The sequence below is a fragment of the Aporhodopirellula aestuarii genome, from assembly GCF_023701485.1.
Taxonomy (GTDB): Bacteria; Planctomycetota; Planctomycetia; order Pirellulales; family Pirellulaceae; genus Rhodopirellula; species Rhodopirellula aestuarii.
Genome location: NZ_JAMQBK010000029.1, coordinates 122,836 through 142,164 on the forward strand (window position 1 = coordinate 122,836; position 19,329 = coordinate 142,164).

6 protein-coding genes are annotated in these 19,329 nt (G+C 56.4%); 3 read left to right on the top strand and 3 right to left on the bottom strand.

Going from position 1 to position 19,329, the window contains the following annotated elements; translation table 11 throughout:
* Positions 1-63 precede the first annotated feature (63 nt).
* Genes NB063_RS11090 through nadD form a run of 3 tightly spaced genes read left to right on the top strand, consistent with a single transcriptional unit; the run spans position 64 to position 6,874 of the window.
* A complete protein-coding gene (locus tag NB063_RS11090; protein WP_250928792.1) occupies positions 64-4,893 on the top strand; it encodes an outer membrane protein assembly factor BamB family protein in 4,830 nt (1,609 codons plus the stop codon).
* Entirely contained in the window at positions 4,890-6,266 is a 1,377-nt protein-coding gene (locus tag NB063_RS11095) for a tetratricopeptide repeat protein (protein WP_250928793.1), read from the top strand. The genes NB063_RS11090 and NB063_RS11095 overlap by 4 nt, the downstream gene beginning before the upstream one ends.
* The gene (gene nadD, locus NB063_RS11100) at positions 6,263-6,874 is read left to right on the top strand and encodes a nicotinate (nicotinamide) nucleotide adenylyltransferase (RefSeq protein ID WP_250928794.1); all 612 of its coding nucleotides are present in this window, start codon (positions 6,263-6,265) and stop codon (positions 6,872-6,874) included. Before NB063_RS11095 ends, nadD begins: the two co-directional genes overlap by 4 nt.
* Before the next feature lie 42 nt (positions 6,875-6,916).
* On the opposite strand, the gene NB063_RS11105 is transcribed toward nadD, so the two are convergent.
* The 3 genes from NB063_RS11105 to NB063_RS11115 are packed head-to-tail and all read right to left on the bottom strand — an operon-like array spanning position 6,917 to position 19,308.
* Positions 6,917-12,229 carry a non-ribosomal peptide synthetase gene (locus NB063_RS11105; RefSeq protein ID WP_250928795.1) on the bottom strand — a complete coding sequence of 1,771 codons (5,313 nt, stop codon included), beginning with the start codon at positions 12,227-12,229 and terminating at the stop codon, positions 6,917-6,919.
* Positions 12,205-13,962, bottom strand: a complete 1,758-nt coding sequence (locus NB063_RS11110; RefSeq protein ID WP_250928796.1) for an NAD(P)-binding domain-containing protein — start codon at positions 13,960-13,962, stop codon at positions 12,205-12,207. Before NB063_RS11110 ends, NB063_RS11105 begins: the two co-directional genes overlap by 25 nt.
* Before the next feature lie 21 nt (positions 13,963-13,983).
* Positions 13,984-19,308, bottom strand: coding sequence for a non-ribosomal peptide synthetase (locus tag NB063_RS11115; RefSeq protein ID WP_250928797.1), 5,325 nt, complete (start codon positions 19,306-19,308; stop codon positions 13,984-13,986).
* Between the last annotated feature and the right edge of the window lie 21 nt (positions 19,309-19,329).

Genomic DNA, 19,329 nt, shown 5'->3' on the forward strand with positions numbered 1-19,329 from the left:
ACAAACCTTACAATTAAAAACATTTCTGATCCGAAACGCTGATTGTTGTCTAAAGGCATTGATGTGAAACGTTCTGTGAATTTGACAGTGCCAACGCTGCTGGTTGCCCTGGTGATTCAGGCATGGGGTACTTTTCTGACCGACGCAAACATCTGCAACGCCCAAGGGCTGATGCAGACGTCGTTGGACACGGCGACCTCGGAGCTGTTGCCGGCACCCCGGAGCGTGCGTCAGCAGATTCGCGAAGCTAAAGAAGCCTTAGAGCAAGAACGCTATAGCGACGCGGTCGTGCGTTTGGGTGATCTGCTCCGTCGCACGTTCAACGGGAACTCCGGTGAGATTACCCAAGACTATTTCGTGCGAACGTCTCCATCGAGCGAGGAACTGCGAAACAGGATGATCGAGCAACGCATCGAGCGATTGCTTGATGACGAAGACGATGTTCTCGACTCCGAAGGCGCTGCCACGATTCTTCGTCAGGTCCGTGACATGATCGGAAGGCTGCCGGATCAGGCGTTTGAGATTTATGAACTCCGTTATGGGCCGCTAGCGGCAAAGCTCCTGCAAGATGCTCAACCGACTCGTGATTGGGAGGCGGTCGAACAAGTTCGCCGAGAGTTCTTTCATACGAAGGCTGGTTATCGGGCCTCATATTTGCTCGCGATGAGAGAGTGGTTGCTCGGCAATCCGTTGGCAGTGTCTTTGTTGCTCGATGATGTGGTTGATTTACCGCGGGCGACTTCGCAACTCGGCGATGAAGTGATTTGGTTGCACGCCGGTGCGTGTTGGATGGCGGGCCGCTCCTTGCCGAAACCCATTCGCGTCCCGGCAGATTGGTCGGCTGCGGTTCAGGGAAACGATTTTGACGAGGCGGCCTGGGAATCTGCAGTCCGTTCGCGTTTTTCGTCGATGGCGTTCACGATTGATCCGACGTCGGTCGACTACGCCTATTTGGGCGGGCGTCCTAGCCGCAGTGATAACTCCGATGGTCAGATGCCGCTGAGCAATGCGCGATGGAAAGTCGAGTCGTCTGGAAGTCCGAGACAGGAACGACTTCTTGAATCCGAAACGGCGCAGCTCAAAGCGACCGGTCAATTGCCACCGCCGTCATGGATGCCGTTGCGGGTGGGCGATCAATTGCTGATGCGAACCACCGAGCGATTACTCGGGGTGGATTACCGCACGGGAAAACGCGTGTGGCAGTACCCTTGGTTCGCCCCACCTGAAGCGATCCCGACTTCGGATGACGAGGATTCCCGTGGCCGCCGGGGCGAAGAGGACCCGAAAGATATTTTGGTGCAGCGAGTTTGGAACGATGTTCCCTACGGCCAGATCTCCAGCGATGGGGAGCGGGTCTACATGATCGATGATTTGCGATTGGTCGAGGTGGAGCGTTTCAATCCGTTTGGAATGCGCGGAATGCGATCGGTCAAAGCGAGCAAGAACACGCTCGTTGCGCTCGACTTGGCGACTGAAGGCAAGTTGCTGTGGCGGCTCGGCTCCGATGAGACAACGCCTTCACGTTTTTCCGAGGCGTTCTTTTTGGGACCTCCGTTGCCATTTCGCGGGCGGTTGTACGTGATGGCCGAGATGGCCGGTGAAATCGTGTTGGTCTGTTTGGATCCACAGGACGGTTCCGAGCTGTGGCGGCAAGTTTTGGTCTCGATCGAATCGAGTGGAATCACCACCGACCCGGTCAGACGCGTCGCTGGCGCGATGCCGACCTATCATGAAGGACTCCTGATTTGTCCGACCGGGGCGGGGGTCACGATCGCGATTGATCTGATCGACCAGACATTGCGTTGGGTTAATCGTCATCCCCGCAATGCTAGCTTCACAAACAACGCGTTCCGACAGCCGGCGGACATGTCGATGAACCAGCTCAGCCAGCGATGGATGACGTCGGTCGCCATCGGTGATGGGACGAATGTCGCGCTCACGCCGGTCGAGTCCGACCGCATGATCGTCGTGGATGCGGTTACCGGCGAGAATCGATTCCACCCCCAACCGCGAGGCAAGAATCTTTATCTCGCGGGGATCCGTTTCGACCAATACATCATCGTTCGAGCGGATCGCGTGATGGCCTACGACGTGAATACTGGGACGGAAACGTGGGCGACGCCGGTCGATATGATGCGTCCCGGCCAAAGAGTCGCGGGACGTGGCGTGTTTGGCGAAACGAGTTATTTCTTGCCGACGACGAGCGACGAGTTGATCGAAATCGCACTGGCATCGGGACGTGTCCTGTCGCGAAGGAACGTGCGGTATCCGCTCGGGAACTTAGTCGCCGTGGAAGGCGATATTATTTCTCAGGCGACGACGACGACGTCGGTCGCATATGGTGAAGAGTCGTTGCGACCGCAGGTGGACCGCTTGCTCGAGGCGGATCCTGAGGACCTGTTTGCGATCGTTCACAAAGCTGAACTTTTGTTAGAAGACAACCGTCGAGCGGAAGCCCTCACGTTGCTCGGCAAGGCACGTGAACTCGATCCAGACAATGACGACGTGATCTCGCTATCCGTCGAGGCCATGCTCAGCAGCCTTCGTGAGCAACACGAAATCTCGCAAGCCGATTTGGACACGCTGCGGCAATTGATCGATCGCCCCGAACAACAGGCCGAGTTATTCGTGCTGCAGATTTTGCGTCAATTGCGGTCCGGAGAAGGGGGCAACGGCGTTTCTCAGGATGATTTGCTGGTCGGATTCGATTTATTGCTCGAGTTGTCTGCTCTGATGATTGAGCGGCCCACCATCGCAACTCAGCAGGCGTTGATTTTCCCAAACGAAGCACGGCAATTCACCTTGTCGGCCTGGGTCACCGCTCGCGTTGCGGAAATCTCAGACGCGGCGGATGAAGCAACTCGCGACGCGATTAGCGAGAAACTCCTATCGCATCTGTCCACTCGCATGCGACCCAACCGCATGACGCTGGATCAAATCGTGGAGCATTTTTCGCCGCTGGCATCTGCGGTGGAACCGTTGCAGCAAAATCTGCTCAAGCAATATCAAAGCCTCGGCGATGCTCTGGCGACGGAGCGGTTGACGTGGGGAATCCGTTTGCCGTCGGATGAAGCGACAGAAATGCTCAACACATCTCGTCTGTTGTCGCTCGCTCAAGTTTACAGCTTGACCGGGTGGAGCGAGGATCGACGACATGTCGGTGAAGTTCTGCAGTCGCGGATCCAAGAACCGGACGCTACACCGGAGACGGTCGCGGAAATTGCCACGATACTTGACGAGTTTCATGTGCGAGGGGTCGGGCGGATCCCACCTGAAATGTGGCCGCGTGAGGTGGATTTGCAATGGCAGTCGAGTCGACTACCGCAAACACAGCCACTCGTCTCGGACCGCCGCTACGCTCGCACGACTCGGTTGATGGGGCGGCGAATGTTGGGGTGGCAGGCGATCAGTGACAATAATCCGCTCGCGCTTTTGGATCATGACGGAATCCCACGACCGGTGCCGGTGGAAGGACTGAGTAATCGCAATTCGAGTGATAAGGAAGTCACCATCAGCGGTGGGTTGATGCTCGTCTTGACGCCATCGGAATTGATCGCCATCGATCTATTCCGGGTGTCGGCCGGTGGTGTGAATGAAATTGTGCGGTGGAGACAAAGTCTGCATCCCGACGGGCAACCGGTGGCCAAACGACGCAGCGAAACATCCAAGTTTGGTGATCAAGTTTATCGCTACGTTTCCAATTCACCGACCGCGAATGCGGACGATGCCCAATTGCGTCTCGGCCCCGTGCTTGGTGACCGACTGTTTTTGCTGCAAGGCGAAGACCTGGTTTGTTACCACTGCGTTACCGGAGAACAACTATGGCGGAGTCGGACCGGATTGCCGGGCAGCGGAGTGGTCGTCGGTGATGGCCGGGTCGGCGTGCTCAGTGAGCGTGCCGATGCGGTCGCATACTTCGATTGGTTCGATGGCAGCCTGCTAGAGTCCAAGAAGATGCCGATCGATTCGGTGATCGCGACGTTGGGGAGCCATGCGTTGTTGGTGTCGAAATATGACGACGCCGAAGGGGTGGTCGATTTGTACGATCCTCATATGGTCGAGATCGTCAATTGTGTGTCGATGGAGCGGGTGCAAAGCCGGGTCGCATCGCCCGTGAACCTGACCGATCAAGCCCGCAGCGCCGCATACGGGGAACTTGTGAACGGTCGGTATTTCGTGCTGCTCGACGACGTCGGTCGGACCACGATCTGGGACGTTTTGTCGGGCCGCGAACTCGCCGACGTTGCCGTGCCGATCCGTCCGAATCTATTCGGATTGTCGGTTGTTCAGGTCAAGGATCGTTTCTTGCTGATGCCGCGATGTCGGTTGCCACAGCCAACCGTGAGTACGACGAGTACGGTGACGGTCGCCAGCGGTTTGTCGGTGCAGGGTGCGACCAGTGTGCACTGCATTGAGTGGCAGGACGCGAGCGAAGATGACTTTGTAGCCGAAGCTGAAGCCACCGCGTCTGACATGGAAGAAAGCGAGCAAGACGAGGGTGAGGGCGAGGGAGATGAAGCCGCAGCGACGCAGCAGGACACCGCGACAACCCAAGCCCGATTGGCTTGGTCGGTGCCGTTTGACGAGCCCCGCGGTGTGACCACTTACCAACCATGGTTGACCCCCATGCTACTGCTTGTGCGCGGACATTCACACTTCGAGAGTACCGCATCACGCCGCCGCGAACTCGATGTTTGGGGGCTCGACATTGAAGACGGCCACGTGCTCTATGAATTGCTAGGAAAGAACATCGGCAGTCGTAACAATCGCATCGAAACCCATGTGAAGTTATTGCCGCACCGAGATCAGATTATCGCAACGATTCAGAGCGAACTGTTGACGTTTACGTTTTCCGATGAAGCGGCTGCAGAAGATCCCGCGGAATCGCCGTGAGCCGTTCGGTTCGATCGTTCCTTTTTGAAGAGCACGCAGCGGTCCTGCCGCATTGGTTTGGTCGCGGACTGCGAGGTCGAACGGTGATCTGTTTTGACGCTCATTTGGATGTGCAGGGCATTTCCGATGGGCGTCTCGCTCACTTGCTCTCGTGTGAGTCCGCAGATAATGTTCTTGCTCGGATGAAACCTCACCATCTCATCCCTGATCAGCCTGCCAGTGCGACTCGCCCATTTGGTTTTGGAATTGAAGATTTTCTCTTCGCTGCGTCTCGCTTGGGGATTATCGATCGATTGATATGGGTTGCGCCGCCGTACATTCCGATCTTTGACATGGAGTCTGCTGTTCAACAATTGCAGCAAACCGATGGCGTCACGTTGTCGGATCTCGCGAGTTTGACGGTGCGTCGTGACGTCAATAACAGCCTTTGCGCGGTCGAAGGGAGTCTGCTCGGTATCGATTTGACGGTGTGTCATCGTGAGGCGTTGCCGCTGTTGGAACTGCCTCGAGATTCTCTGGTAGATGTCGACATCGACTATTTTGTTGACCTGCCGAGCGAGGAAGTGGCTGTGTCGCCCGCGAGCGTGGTCGCTGATCTGATGAGCCTTGATTTGGATTTCACCGAGGTGACGATCTCGCGTTCGGTTCATAGCGGATATACCCCCGTGCAACATTCGGAGATCGCCGAACAGTTGGCTCGCCACTTTGCTGGCGTCGACGCGTGTCCTCTGGAAACGCAGTCGCATCCGGTAGACGATCGAGAAAATCTTGCGCCGGAGGCTAGAGAGCTGTTGCGGCGTGCGTGCGAATTTCCGGCACGTGGTTTGGAGATTGGTGCCCAACAAATTCACGCAATGGAGTGCGAGAAAGAAGCTCTCGGGGTCTTCGATGTGCAACGTGGATTGATCGAGGCGGCGATCGGAATTTTATGGGGTCATGTCGGAGAACTTGCTTCCGCCGTGCGTTGTTATCACGCGGCCAGAGGCGTTTTTGACGGACACCCCGAATTGGCATTGGAGATTGCCCGATTGTGCTTGGAAACGGGGCAGTCGGAATCGGCGAGAGCTTTCTTGCTAGACGCACTTCGTGACGACAAAACGAGTGCGGCAGCTCATTTCTATTTGGGTGTGTTGGCGATCGCGGCAGCTCATTCAACAGGAAGCGTGGCATGCATGGATGAGGCGGCAAAACATTTGCAAATCGCACATGATCGAACCCCGGCCTGGGACGAAGTGCTCGAACGTCTTGTGTACGTTCACACGCAGCGTGGCGATCACCAATCCGCTGAGTTGTTTCATGCGCGTCGTGTGGCACTCGCCGAAGCGGTAACCGGTCATGCGATAGATCCAGTGAAAACAGGGAGCGGGCGTTGAGTAATGCGATTGGGGTTTATGGCGGTTCATTCGATCCGGTGCACGTTGGACATTTGTGGATTGCCGAAGCTGCATTGGAGCAGCTGCCGATCGATGAAGTCCGCTGGGTTCCTGCGGCGACGAGCCCGCTAAAGCAGTCGGGGCCTGTCGCCAGCAACTCTCAGCGATTGGCCATGTTGCAATTGGCATTGTCGGGGCAGGGCGGGCACGTCATCGACACTCAAGAACTCGATCGAGACGGTGTGAGCTATACCGTTATGACGCTCGAGCATTTACGAGAGCTGTTTCCACAGCGACGATTGTTTCTCATCATCGGCTCGGACTCGCTGGCGTCGTTTGATCGCTGGAAGGATCCGGATCGGATCTTGCAACTAGGCACCTTGGCGGTGGTCGCACGCGGAGGCATGCCTCCGCCGGACTACAGCATTTTGAAGGACTTCGCATCGCCGAAAAAGATTGACGAGTGCGTGGCGGCCGAGATCTCGATGCCGCAAATCGAGATCAGCTCTCGGGATTTAAGAGCGCGAGTGTTGAATTCTCGATCAATTCGGTTTCGAGTGCCTCACGCCGTCGAAGCCTACATTCATCAAGAAACTCTGTATCGATGACCAGCCCAGCATGCTTTACGTGTGATGACTCTGGTCGCGTGTTCACGCGGTAACGGCAACTTTGCTTTGCATCAGCTCATCGAGCTGTTGTGCGATCGATTCGGCTGCGGGTGATTGCAGCATGTGGGCGTGATCTCCCGGCACTTCAAGGATATGAACGTCCTGGGTGACTTCTCGCCAACCTAGCACGGGATCATCGAACAATGAGTTCGTTTTCCCTTGATCGGCGGGACGGAAGAGATGCACTTCGCCGGCGAACGGTTCGGCGACATATTCGTGCACCGCTTTGACATTGGCCTGGAACACGCCGAAAACGTGCGCCGCGTTGGGTGTGTCTTTGGTTGCGACGATGTCATTCAATTCGTCGGGGACGATGCCGGCTTGCGCTGCTCGATCGACAAAAAACTGCAATTGTTCCGCGGGGCTCTTTTGCCGAATCTCTTCCAAATCAAGGTTCATCGCTCCGGGGAAGAGAGCGGACAACAGGGGCAAGAAATCCTCTTCGCGAAGTTCGGTATCGGGCGACATGAGCCCGGAGTCCAATAACGCGAGGATACCCACCCGGGTGCCTCGAGATTCCAGTTGCCGTGCGACTTCGAACGCGATGTTGCCACCGAGTGACCATCCGGCCAAATGCACCGTGCCTTCCGGATGAATTTCGCGAATCGCCCGCGCGTAGTGGGCAGCCATTTCGGCGAGTGTTTCGTGCGGCGGTTGCGTGCCATCGACTCCGTTGGCTTGAATACCGTAGACGGCCCGCCCCGCTTGCAGATGTGCCGCCATTTCCATGTAACAAAACACAGTGCCGCCGGCGGGATGGATGCAGAACAGCGGCGGAAGTGACTCCGACGAATCTTTGCTTCGTTCGACGGTTTTGAGCGGAACCAGCGTCGAGCCCATCGTGGCGAGTTCTCCCTGATCGATCAGGGTGGCGAGGTGCTCGATCGTGGCATTTTGAAACAAGGCGACCAATGGCAACCGTTTCCCTAAACGACGTTCGATTTCGCTCGTCATGCGAACGGCCAACATTGAGTGACCTCCGAGTTCAAAGAAGTCGTCTCGAATGCCGATGGGACGCGTCTCGATCAGATCTTCCCACACTTTGACGAGTGTTTCCTGTGTCGGCGTCGTCGGCGCTTCGAAATTTCCGGCCCAGGCGGGGCGTCCGGCAGGGCGTGGCAATTTCGCACGATCAATCTTCCCGTTAATCGTTCTCGGCAATTCGTCGAGTACCACAAACGCGGATGGAATCATGTATGCGGGCAGGCGAGAGATGAGTTCGTCACGCAAAGTCTTGGTGAAGTCGCGAGAACGTTCCGTACCGATGGGGTCGTTGGCGAGCGTCGTGAAGTCGACCGGTTTCGACGGAGCGGTCGGCGCTGACTTGGCCGGAGTGCTGACGGGCGAATCAGCCGTGTCTGCATCGCCGAGCACGATATCAAATCGGCTCGGGTCGTGTTCGTTCCAAGTCGCGATCGCAGGCTTGGAAATCTTCGCTAGGACATCGTTGGGTTCGATGAGTGTTAGCGACGATTCGATGCAAGCAAGTTTTCCCTGGAGATCGGCAACTGTATCGGAGTCCGCGAGCGATTCCAACAAATCCGCGGCATGAACATCCATCGCGACTCGCGAATTAGGAATACCGGTGTAGGCGATCGGAGGTTTCTCTGCTTCGTTGAGATCCGATAGCGTTGTAAACTCGATTTCAGATGGGTTTGTATCTATTTGAGGGCCGTCCACGGTCAGAACGACGTCGTAGCGGAAGCGGCCCAGTTCGTTCTTCTCGGCGGTGTCCTTCAGTAGGACGCGGATGCCGCTGATTCGCGGATGAACTTCTTGCAGTCGCTTAAAAAGGCTCGGGTCAAGCAACAGTTCTTCTTCATGCTCGAGCCGTGCCGCAATACGATGTTTGATCTCCGCGATGGATAAATCACCGTTCGCATTGGCGAGTTCGATCGATGTCGCCATCGCTCTCTGAAGCCGCAGGTTACGAACGTCGCCGATGAAAATGGATCCGCCCGGAGTGATGTGGTCGATCGCGCCTTCAAGAACCCGCAACAAATAATCGACGCCAGGGAAATACTGCACCACAGAATTCAAAACGACGCAATCGAAGACGTCGTCCCCGAGGTGTTCAAACTGATCCGCATCGGCCTGGACGAGCGTGACGGTGTCTTTGAGTTCGGGGCGGCGTCGCAGTTCGCTGTGGATGTTTTGCAGAGACGACTCAAGTAAATCGGAGCCGACATATGCTTGGCAGTGTTCTGCGATCCGAAGAAGCAGTAATCCGGTACCGCAACCGATTTCCAATACTCGTTCGGGATTCAAGTTTAAGATTCGTCTGACCGCACCCTCCGTCCATTGACGCATCTCCTCCGCTGGAATCGGTTTGCCGGTGTAAGTGCTGATCCAACCGGTGATATTGAAAGAGGGATCCAGGACCGGTGGTGCGTGTCGGTGGGTCTGTTCGAAGAGATTCCGCCACTGGCTGACATGAGCGGATTCGAGTTGCGTTGATTGAGTGCTCTGCAGCTCGCCAGTTTGTGGGACGACATACGCGACGAGTTGCGATGTGTTGTTTTCGGTGCGTTCGATCACGGTTGCTTGACGGACGCCGTCAAGTGTTTCGAGTGTGGCGGCGATTTCTCCGGGTTCGATTCGGAATCCACGCAGGCTTACTTGGTCGTCAACACGACCAATGAACTCAACCACGCCGTTGGCCAGCCATCGGCCGAGATCGCCAGTGCGATACATTCGCGGCGAAGAATCTTGTGCTGTCGAATCGATGCGACCATTGGCGACAAATGGGTCCTCGACAAACACGGCATCAGTTTGTTCGGGTTGACCGAGATAACCTCGTCCGACACCACGGCCGCCGATGTAGATTTCGCCCGTCGCGCCGATCGGGAGTGGTTCGCGATGTTCGTCGAGAACGTACATCCGCATATTGTTCATCGGCGCACCGATAGGCGGCTTCTCTCCGGTCCACTTGTCGTCGAGAAGCATCATGCTGCAACCAACCGAAACCTCGGTAGGTCCATAGCCGTTGAACAAACGACGCCCACCGGTAATCCATCGACGCGCGAGTTCCCCTGTGAGTTTGTCGCCGGCTGACGCGACGGTTCGTAAATTTGGCAGTTGCGAAGGATCTAGCGTTGACAGCAAGGCGGGAGGGAATTTTCCGACCGTAACACGGTGCTCGTTGAGCAGGCGTGTTAGTTCATCCGGAACCAACAGCGTCGGTTTGTCGACGACGACACAGGTACCACCGCAACTCAGTGAGTAGAAAATTTCGGAAATCGCGCCGTCAAACGAAGGCGAGAAACTGAAACTGAACCGATCGTCCGATTGGACCTGCATCCGATCGATTTGAGCGCGAACGAAATTGACGATTCCACGATGCTCGATTTCAACGCCCTTGGCGACGCCGGTGGAGCCGGAGGTGAAGATCACATATGCCCGGTCGCTTGGATCAATTGCTGGGAACGCCACCCTCGGCGGTGTTTCGCTGAGTCCTTCGATCCAATTCGAATCGATGACGGTGTTCGCGCCGGTGTCAGCAACGATTCGATCGATTCGGGCGGTAGGGAGTTCAGGGTCGACCGGGACAAAAGAGCCGCCGGCTTTGAGCACGCCGAGAACCGTTGCGATCAAGTCCACCGACCGGGGCAGCTTGATCACGACGGCAGATTCACGTCTTACACCAGCGGCGATCAGGTGGGCGGCGATGTCACGGGCCCGGTGCAGCAATTCTTGAAAGCTGACTTCGCAATCGCCATGCACGACAGCGATCTTATTCGGGTTCTTCGCGGCTTGTTCTTCGACTAATTCATGCAGCAAATACGGTGGTGGATTGGCCGTTTCCGTTTGATTGAAAACATCGACCACCTGAGTTCTTTGTTGGTCTGAAAGAATCGGTAGTCGATCGATCGAACTCTCAGGCGACTTGGTTGCCGCTATCAGAAAAGTTCGGTAGGAGTCGATCAGTCGTTCGATCGTATCACGATTGAATAGCGTCGATCGGTACTCGACGTGCCCGATCAATCGCTGGGACTCTTCCCAAAGAAAGAACGTTAAGTCGTATTTCGCGGTGCCGTTGTCGACCAGGATCGGATCGACTTGGATGCTGCCTTTTTCGCTGATGTCTCGTGGCAAGTTTTGCATCACGAGTGCGGACTGGAAGATCGGTGAAAAACTGCGGTCACGGGTCGGCGCGAGATCTTCGACCAAACGTTCGAATGGAACGTCGGCATGTTCGTGAGCTTCGACCGTCGTTTGATGGACTTGGCGAACGAGATCTTCAAATGAAAGATCTGCCTCCAAACGGACTCGCAACGCGAGTGTGTTGACGAAAAAACCGATCAGCGGCTCGATTTCGGGATGGACGCGTCCTGCCGATGCGGTGCCGAGAACGAAGTCGCGTTGTCGCGAGAACCTGCCCAATAAAACCGCTTCCGCCGCCATCAATACGGCAAACGGGGTCGTCCTCAGTTTTGCGGCGAGTTGGTTGATTGCCGCCGTCAGATCGGTGGGCAATTCAAGTTCGACGGTCGCGCCGATGAAGTCTTGGATCGCCGGTCGTGGTCGGTCGGTCGGTAAATCAAGTACGGCGGGGGCATCCTCAAGCGAACGTCGCCAATACTCCATTTGGGATTCGATTCGTTGATCGGACATTTGCTCGTTCTGCCAGTACGCGAAATCGGCGTACTGGATCGGCAATTGCGGAAGAGCGTGGGTGTCCCCGTTGAGTTCGCGTCCCTGTGACCGGCTCATCTCGTACGCGAGCGTCAGCTCTCGCAGCATGACGATCATCGACCAGCCGTCGGAGATGATGTGATGCATGACGAGCAAGATCACGTGCTCATTATCATTGATGCGGTACACCGTGATTTGCAGCAGCGGGCCGTTTTCGAGATCAAACGGAGCGCGACTGGCAACCCGCATCCGTCGCCGCAGGTCGGAATCGAGGTTGCGACTCGCCGCGACATCGATCCATGTGCACTGAATCGGCATGGATTCGTGTACGCGTCGGCGTGGTTCCCCGTCGACGAGATGGTAGGTTGTGCGTAGCGATTCGTGACGCTGAATGAGCTGATCGATCGCGACGTCGAGCGAGCGACGATCCAGCGGCCCGCGCAATCGCGCAGCCAGCGGCATGTTGTAGAACGGATCGTCTTTTGCGATCTGATCGACGAACCACAGCCTTCGTTCGGCGTTCGACAGTGAATCGTCGCTGTCGGCGGGCCGGGGAGTGATGTTCGAACCTCGAGCTTCCGCACGTTCCAGCAACATCCTTTCGAGGAGCGCGCGTTTCGCGGGCGAAAGGGAGGCTAGCCGTTTCTCGATATCGGACATGAATTTCCTGTCGAATGGATGACCTTGGGGATCGAAGTCGGACCGACATCGGCTGCCGATACGCAGACGAGGTCAGGCAACTCGGATTCGGTCGGTGAGCCTATTGCGAGTTGTTTCGTTAAGAAACACAGCAACTGATCGCGGTGGGTTTGTTGATATCGGGTCGGGTCCGTTTGACCGATGAAATCGATCGCCCGGATCAAAGGTCGTTCACCGGGATGTTCGCCAACACGCCAATCATTCTCGAGCGATTCGGAGATGTGATGTTCGGAAATGAGTTGGCCACGAGACATCCGTCGGATTCGTGGGTGCAGATAAGCGTCGTCGTATCCTTTGGCCGCATCTGGGACGCGTTCTTTGTTAAAGATGTCGCCATCGAACTCGCCGTACTCCATCGTGATGATGTAGTAGTGAGGGTGGTCGGCGAAATGGCTGTCCTGGATGTAATCCACCGCGAGGTTCTCGTGGTAGTGGGCCATGCCTGTTTCGTCGTCGACAACGAGGCAATCGCCGAGGAAGCCGGGTTGATGCATCAGTCCCGCCGCGGAGCTGACTTGGGCGGTGATCTTGTCAGCGATGTTTTCCGAGGTGGCCTCGAACGAATCGGCAGGCCAAGGTACATCCATGTATCGTTCGGCGAGCAGGTTGAACAGGGCTGCGGTGTTGAAGCGGAAACCGTGCAATACGCTGGACATCGTTTTCTTTAAGTCACGAATCTGCGTGATCGTTCCCGCGTAGAAAACACCCGGCAAGTTTGTCGATTCCCAGGCGCTCGTCATCGCCGGCAAGCGGTCTTCGCATGCCATGTCGGGACGACAATCATTGCTGAAGAACGATGGATCCCAACGGAATCCGGTGCAGCACAAAATGCGATCGTAGGCGAGCGACGCGCGTTGACCTTCGGCGTGACTGAACGTGATCTCCACGTGATACTCGCCATCGACTTTCTTGATGCAATCCACATTGGCGTCGAGAACGGAGTTCTGACCTTTGAGAATGTAGGTGTCAAGGAAATCGTTGTTGACGGCGCGAAGGTGTCCAAAAAAGTGTGTTTGCCATGCCATCTTGATCGGGCTGGGGCTACACAAGTGCGTGACGCGAGTCGCCGCGATCAAATGATTGGCGGTTTCGAATGCCGAGTTTCCTTTGCCCAGAATCAGGACGCGTTGGCCCGCGAAGTCGTCGGGGTCAATCGACATGTCCATGTAGTTTTCGGCTAGTTCAATGCCCGGGATGTCCGGGATGTATGGTTTCTGCACACCGACCGCGACGACGAGACATCGAGCGTGGTACACCGTGCCATGATTGTCGCGAACGACATACCCTTCGCGGCCGTCCGCGAATTTTTCGACGGACTCGACCGTCGTGTTGAACTGAATGTCGAGATCAAACCGTTCGACGAAATCACGGGTGTAACGCGCGTAATCTTCGGTGCTGGGGAAGTATTCCTTGGAGTATTTCCCGAACGCCATTTCATCGTCGTCGCATAGCAACGAATTCCAGTCATAACGCAACTGCGAGGCGCGGTCGGTGTAGCCGGTGTGGATTTTGTTGATCGACAGCAGCTTGCCGTGTCGAGGGTATTTTTCGAGAAACGTCCCCGGCCGATCATGTGCCTCAAGAATCAAATGATCGTAGCCGGCTCGTTTCATGAAATAGCCCAACTGCACCCCGGCGGGGCCAGCGCCGATGATGAGGAAGTCGATTTCGCGTTCGTTGCAAGACGTGATCATGACAGGGGTCAAATTTAAAAATCAGGGATAGTTGTTGCTGTCGAGTGCCCGCATCACTTCGTCATCCGAAAGTGAATCGATCGTTGCGAGCATGTCGGTCAGATCATCAGCATCCGTTTCTGCTTGGTGCAAAACGATGGCACCGGCCAACATCGCAATCGTCGGTCGGGAATAAATTTCTCGCAGTGGTAATTTCACATCAAACCGTTGACGGAGTCGTGCGAACAACTGGGCCGCCATCAGGGAGTTTCCTCCGAGGTCGAAAAAGTTGTCGTCACGGCCAATGCTGTCGCACTCGAGGACCTCACACCACGCTTCGGCCAAGGCCGCTTCCAGCGGAGTTTGTGGTGGAGAGGTTGTGGTGCGTGGTACCAGCGATTCGGTCGGAAGCGATTGGTAGTCCGTTTTTCCGGCAGGCGTTTGTGGCAGTTCGTCGAGCCACTGGATTGTCGCCGGGATCATGTAGTCGGGGAGTCGATCTGCCAGCTGGGTCCGCGCGGTCTCGCAATCGCCCGAACCGGAGCAGAATGCGATCAGCCGGTCACCACCGGTAGAATCGTTACGATTGAGCACGACGGCGGCTCGATCGACGCCTCCACACTGTTGCAGTGCGGACTCAATCTCATCGAGTTCGACGCGGAACCCACGAAGTTTGACCTGGCGGTCATTCCTCGCGAGAAACTCTAGGTTACCGTCGTTCAAACGTCGGACTTGATCCCCGGTTTTATAAAAACGGTTGCCTTGGCCGGTGATGAATCTCGATTGTGTTTGATCTTCATCGCGGAAATAGCCACGGGCGACGCCGAGGCCGCCGATTTGCAGTTCTCCCGGCACACCGATAGGACACAAATGACCGTTGCGATCGATCACGCGGCAGATGGTTCCCGCAATCGGGTGACCGATCGTGATTCGTTCTGGGCTTTCGACACGGGTGATCGTCGACCAAACCGTGGTTTCGGTTGGTCCGTAAACGTTCCAAAGTTCACATCCTGACGCCGTCAAGTCGCGTGCCAGATCGGGCATCAATGGTTCACCGCCGCACAGTAGTCGTGTGCGGGGATCGGGACGCCAGTTGGCAGACAACAGCATCCGGAATGCGGAGGGCGTCGATTGAATGACCGTCGGCTGGGCGTTTTGGATGCGATCGACGACGGACTCAGGGTCGTCGCCAATTCGGTTTGCCGTCATGCATACTTCACCGCCACACCAAAGCGGCAAGAACATCTCGAGCACTGAAATGTCGAACGACATCGTCGTGACCGCAAGCATCGAATCTTGATTCGTGAAGCCCGGTTGTTCGGCGAACGAGGCGAGCAGGTTGGAGACGTTGCCGTGTTCGATCGCAACGCCTTTGGGCGTGCCAGTCGAACCTGACGTGAATATCACGTAGGCCAAATCGGATTGTTCAGGACGACGTTGAGACAATTCCACCGGATCGGTCTTCGTGTCTTGGACGAGTTCTTCAAATTCGGCATCGTCGATAACGAATGTTAAACCGGCACCGGTTTTGATTTGATCTCGCCGATGGCTCGGCAATTTTGAATCTACCGGTACGTACGCGGCGCCCGCTTTCCAAATCCCAAGAATCGCGATGATGGCGTTGGCGGTTCGCGACATTTCCACCCCGACCAGCGTTTTCGATTCAACCTGACGGGCAATCAAAGAGGTGGCGACGCGATCACTCAGGAGGTCAATTTCTTGATAGTTGAACGACGTCGTATCGTCTTGGATGGCGATGCGGGCGGGGGTTTGTTTGACGTGCGTTCGAAGCCGGCTGATCAGACATTGGGTCGCCGATGCGCCGATCTGTTTTCCCTGCGCGGCTGACTCCAGCGTTTGCCGTTCGGCACGGGAGGGAATGGCCAGATCCGCAATCATGCGGCTCGACATTGAAGAATCGGCAATCTGCGTGAGTACCTCATGCATCGATGCCATCATTCGACGTGCGAGCGAGGGAGGAACTCGATCGCCGACGATCATCACCATCTCAGTTTCGGAGCCAGGATGAACGACGAGAGTGATGTCGTAGGCTGTCACCGCCGAATAACCCGGGCGAACGGAGGTCACGTTAGCGTCGCCGAGTTTGTTGATTTGTTCAAACGGCGGTTGGTACAGAAACATCACTTGTGACAACGGCATTCGTGAGATGTCTCGCGACTGATCCATTGCCGCGACGACGTCTTGGAAAGGCACGTCGGCGTGATCGAGATCTGCTATCAGCTCATTTCGCGTGTGTTGCAACGCATCGGCGAGAGATTGCTTCTGATCCACGCGGGCGCGATAGATGATCGGATTGATGAAGCAGCCGACGACATCCTTCAGTTGTGACGATGGTCGATTTGACGTTGGGATGGTGATTCCGAAATCATCGCTGTCTCCGTACCGAGCGAGGACGGATTGGAATGCGGTCAGGTAAACCATCGACGGAGTGAGTCCCCGTTCGACGGCGATTTGCGAGATTTGCTTGCAGACGGTTTGATCCACTCGCAACGAGACCGGTTCGACCCAAGCACGCTGTTCGCGAGTGCTCGATTCGTCGTTGGAGTCCGCGTCATCGTACGGCAGGTTCAGTTCAGGAGGCATGCCTTCGAGGCGTTGTTGCCAATAGGCGACTCGCGTTTGGATACGCTGCCGATGCTCGTCTCCACGATCCCATCGCGCGAAATCCACATAACGGATGGGTTCTTCATCCGTGTCGATGCTTGGTTCGATTTCGGAGTCGAACGCTTGCGACAAATCGCCGATCAACGTTTGCAAGCTACCGGCGTCGCATACGAGGTGATGCAGCACAATGTCAATTCGGCTACCACCTTCGGCACGCGAAGATAACGCAACTCGCATCAACGGGGCGTTATTCAGATCCATCGGTTCGCGGACGAAACGCATTAAGGATTCGTTGAATGCCGTCGGATGTTCGTCGCCCGCAGCCGAGGCTTTGTTAGCGATCAGATCGAGAGATCGGATCTCAATCGTTGTGGGGCGGGTCGTGATTTGGTGGATGTCTTGATCGCTCTCCACGAATCGCGTTCGCAACATCGCATGTTTTTTGATGACGCGATTGCAAGCTGTCTCGAGACGGATTGCGTCGATCGGTTGGTCGAGGAAGATCGTCACGGGGACGTGCACAAACGCGTTGGTTTGGCCGAGCTGATCGAGCAGCCAGAAACGCTGCTGCGCAGACGAGAGTGGATGCGGCGCATCGAGTGATTCGGTTGCGCGATCGATCGTCAGTGGCGAACCGTTATTGTCTCGCTCCGTGTCCACAACGGCCGCAAATGCTTGTAGCGTGGGGTTGCGGAACAGAGTCGTCATTGGGATCGATACCGATAAACGTTCACCGAGCTCGACCAACATTTGAGCGATCAGGAGTGAGCTGCCACCGAGATAAAAGAAGTCATCGTTGCGGCCGACCGAACTGACCCGGAGGACATCCGACCAGAGCGCGGCGATTTCTTTTTCGGTGGCCGTTTGCGGCGGTTCAAATGCAGTCGTCTGCGGTGTCGTTGAGGCTGATGCCGGCCAACGCGCGATTTCAACCAGCTCACCGCGGAGGAGCATTTCTTTGGCGTCGGCTCGCTGTAGTTTGCCGCTGGAGGTTTTTGGCAACGATCCGCTGCGCACGAGGACGACCGCGTGGGGCGTGACTTGGGCCTTTTCCGCGATCGCAGCAACGACATCCTGTAGCAGCTTTTCCGGATCAAACTTCTTGGGACGCCAGAGTTCTTGGATCACCACCATCTCTTCGCTGTCGTCGACATCGATACCGATCGCGGTGCCGGTATCGGGTTTGAACGCTTCGCTCGTCGACTGCACGATCTGTTCGATATCGTGCGGGTAAAAGTTGCGGCCTGCGACGATGATCAGTTCTTTGAGTCGACCGGTGACGATCAATTCGCCGTCAACGCGAGCGGCTAGGTCACCGGTGCGGAGGTAGTACGCCTTTGGATCGGGCGATGGGCATCCGTTACTAGATGCCGTCGGCGCGAGTTGAGCACGAAATGTTGCCTCAGTTGCTTCGGGGTCATTCCAATAACCGGCCGCGACGGAACCGCCTCGTGCCCAGATCTCTCCGATTTGGCCATCAGGCAAGGCTTGGAATGTTTGCGGGTCGACGATCTCATACTGCATCCCTTCTACCGGAGTGCCGGAACTGACCAGTTCCTGGGTATTCGGTGTCGCATCGCTTGTGGGGCGAGTGCTTTTGGGGAGGGTGATGACGTGGCCGAGCCGCAACGCTTGGGAGTCAACTTGGAAGGTTTTGTATGGTTCCCCCAATCGCGAGCCCGTCATCATCACGGTCGTCTCTGCCATCCCGAAAGCGGGGCAGAACGTCGTGGATTCAAACCCGTAGCGGGCAAATTTCTCTTCAAAGCGACGCAGCGTCGAGGCGCGTACGGGTTCCGCCCCGGCGACGGCAACCTTCCAAGAACTCAGGTCCAGGCCTTCGCAATCGGCGTGGTCGATTCGACGTACACAGAGTTCATAGCCAAAGTTGGGCGCCCCGTTGCTCGATCCGTTGTAGTAGTCGATGCAGCGGAGCCAAAGCAGCGGGCTGCGGACAAAATCGGTGGGCGAGATGATTACGGTCTCGACGCCACGATAAATGGGCAGCAAGATTCCGCCGATCAATCCCATGTCATGATACGGAGGAACCCACTGCACGCTGCGGGCGCCTTCAAAGTGGATGTGTTCGATAATTGCATGCAGATTGCTGAGCAGAATCCGATGCGTCAGGACCACGCCGCGAGGGTTACCGGTTGAGCCGGAGGTGTATTGCAGGACCGCAATGTCATCGGGTTTGGGCAGTCGACCGTCCCAGCGGACCGCCGATTCCGACGTAATTTCATCGACGGCAATGGCGCCCTGCTCCGGCATCTGCCAAAGATTGCTGAGCGATGGCCCGATCGTGGCCCGGTCGCTAAGCATCAATTGGGCACCCGTATTGGCGATCACCGCCTTGAGACGTGGCAGGGTGTGCTGCAGCCGGAGCATTTGCGGCGGGTAGATCGGGACGGCGATCGCGCGTGCGTACATGCATCCGAACAGCGCCGCAGCGTAATCGGCACCGGGATCGAGCACGATCAGGACCGGTTTTCCGACACCGCCGCGGGCTTGGATCTCGGCGGCGATCGCTCGGGCACGCGCATCCAATTGAGAGAAACTCAGTCGATCGTGGTCGCCGGGTGCGCCCAAAACATGCGTGAACGCCGGCGAATCAGCGAATTCACCGCAGGCGTGAAATCGGCAGAAATGAATCAACGTCGATGAATCCGCCGGTGGCGGACTACCGTGTGTCCATATTCCGGACACTTGGGGCGACGATTGGATTCCGGTTTCGTAGTCCACGAGACATTGTTATTTAAGGGC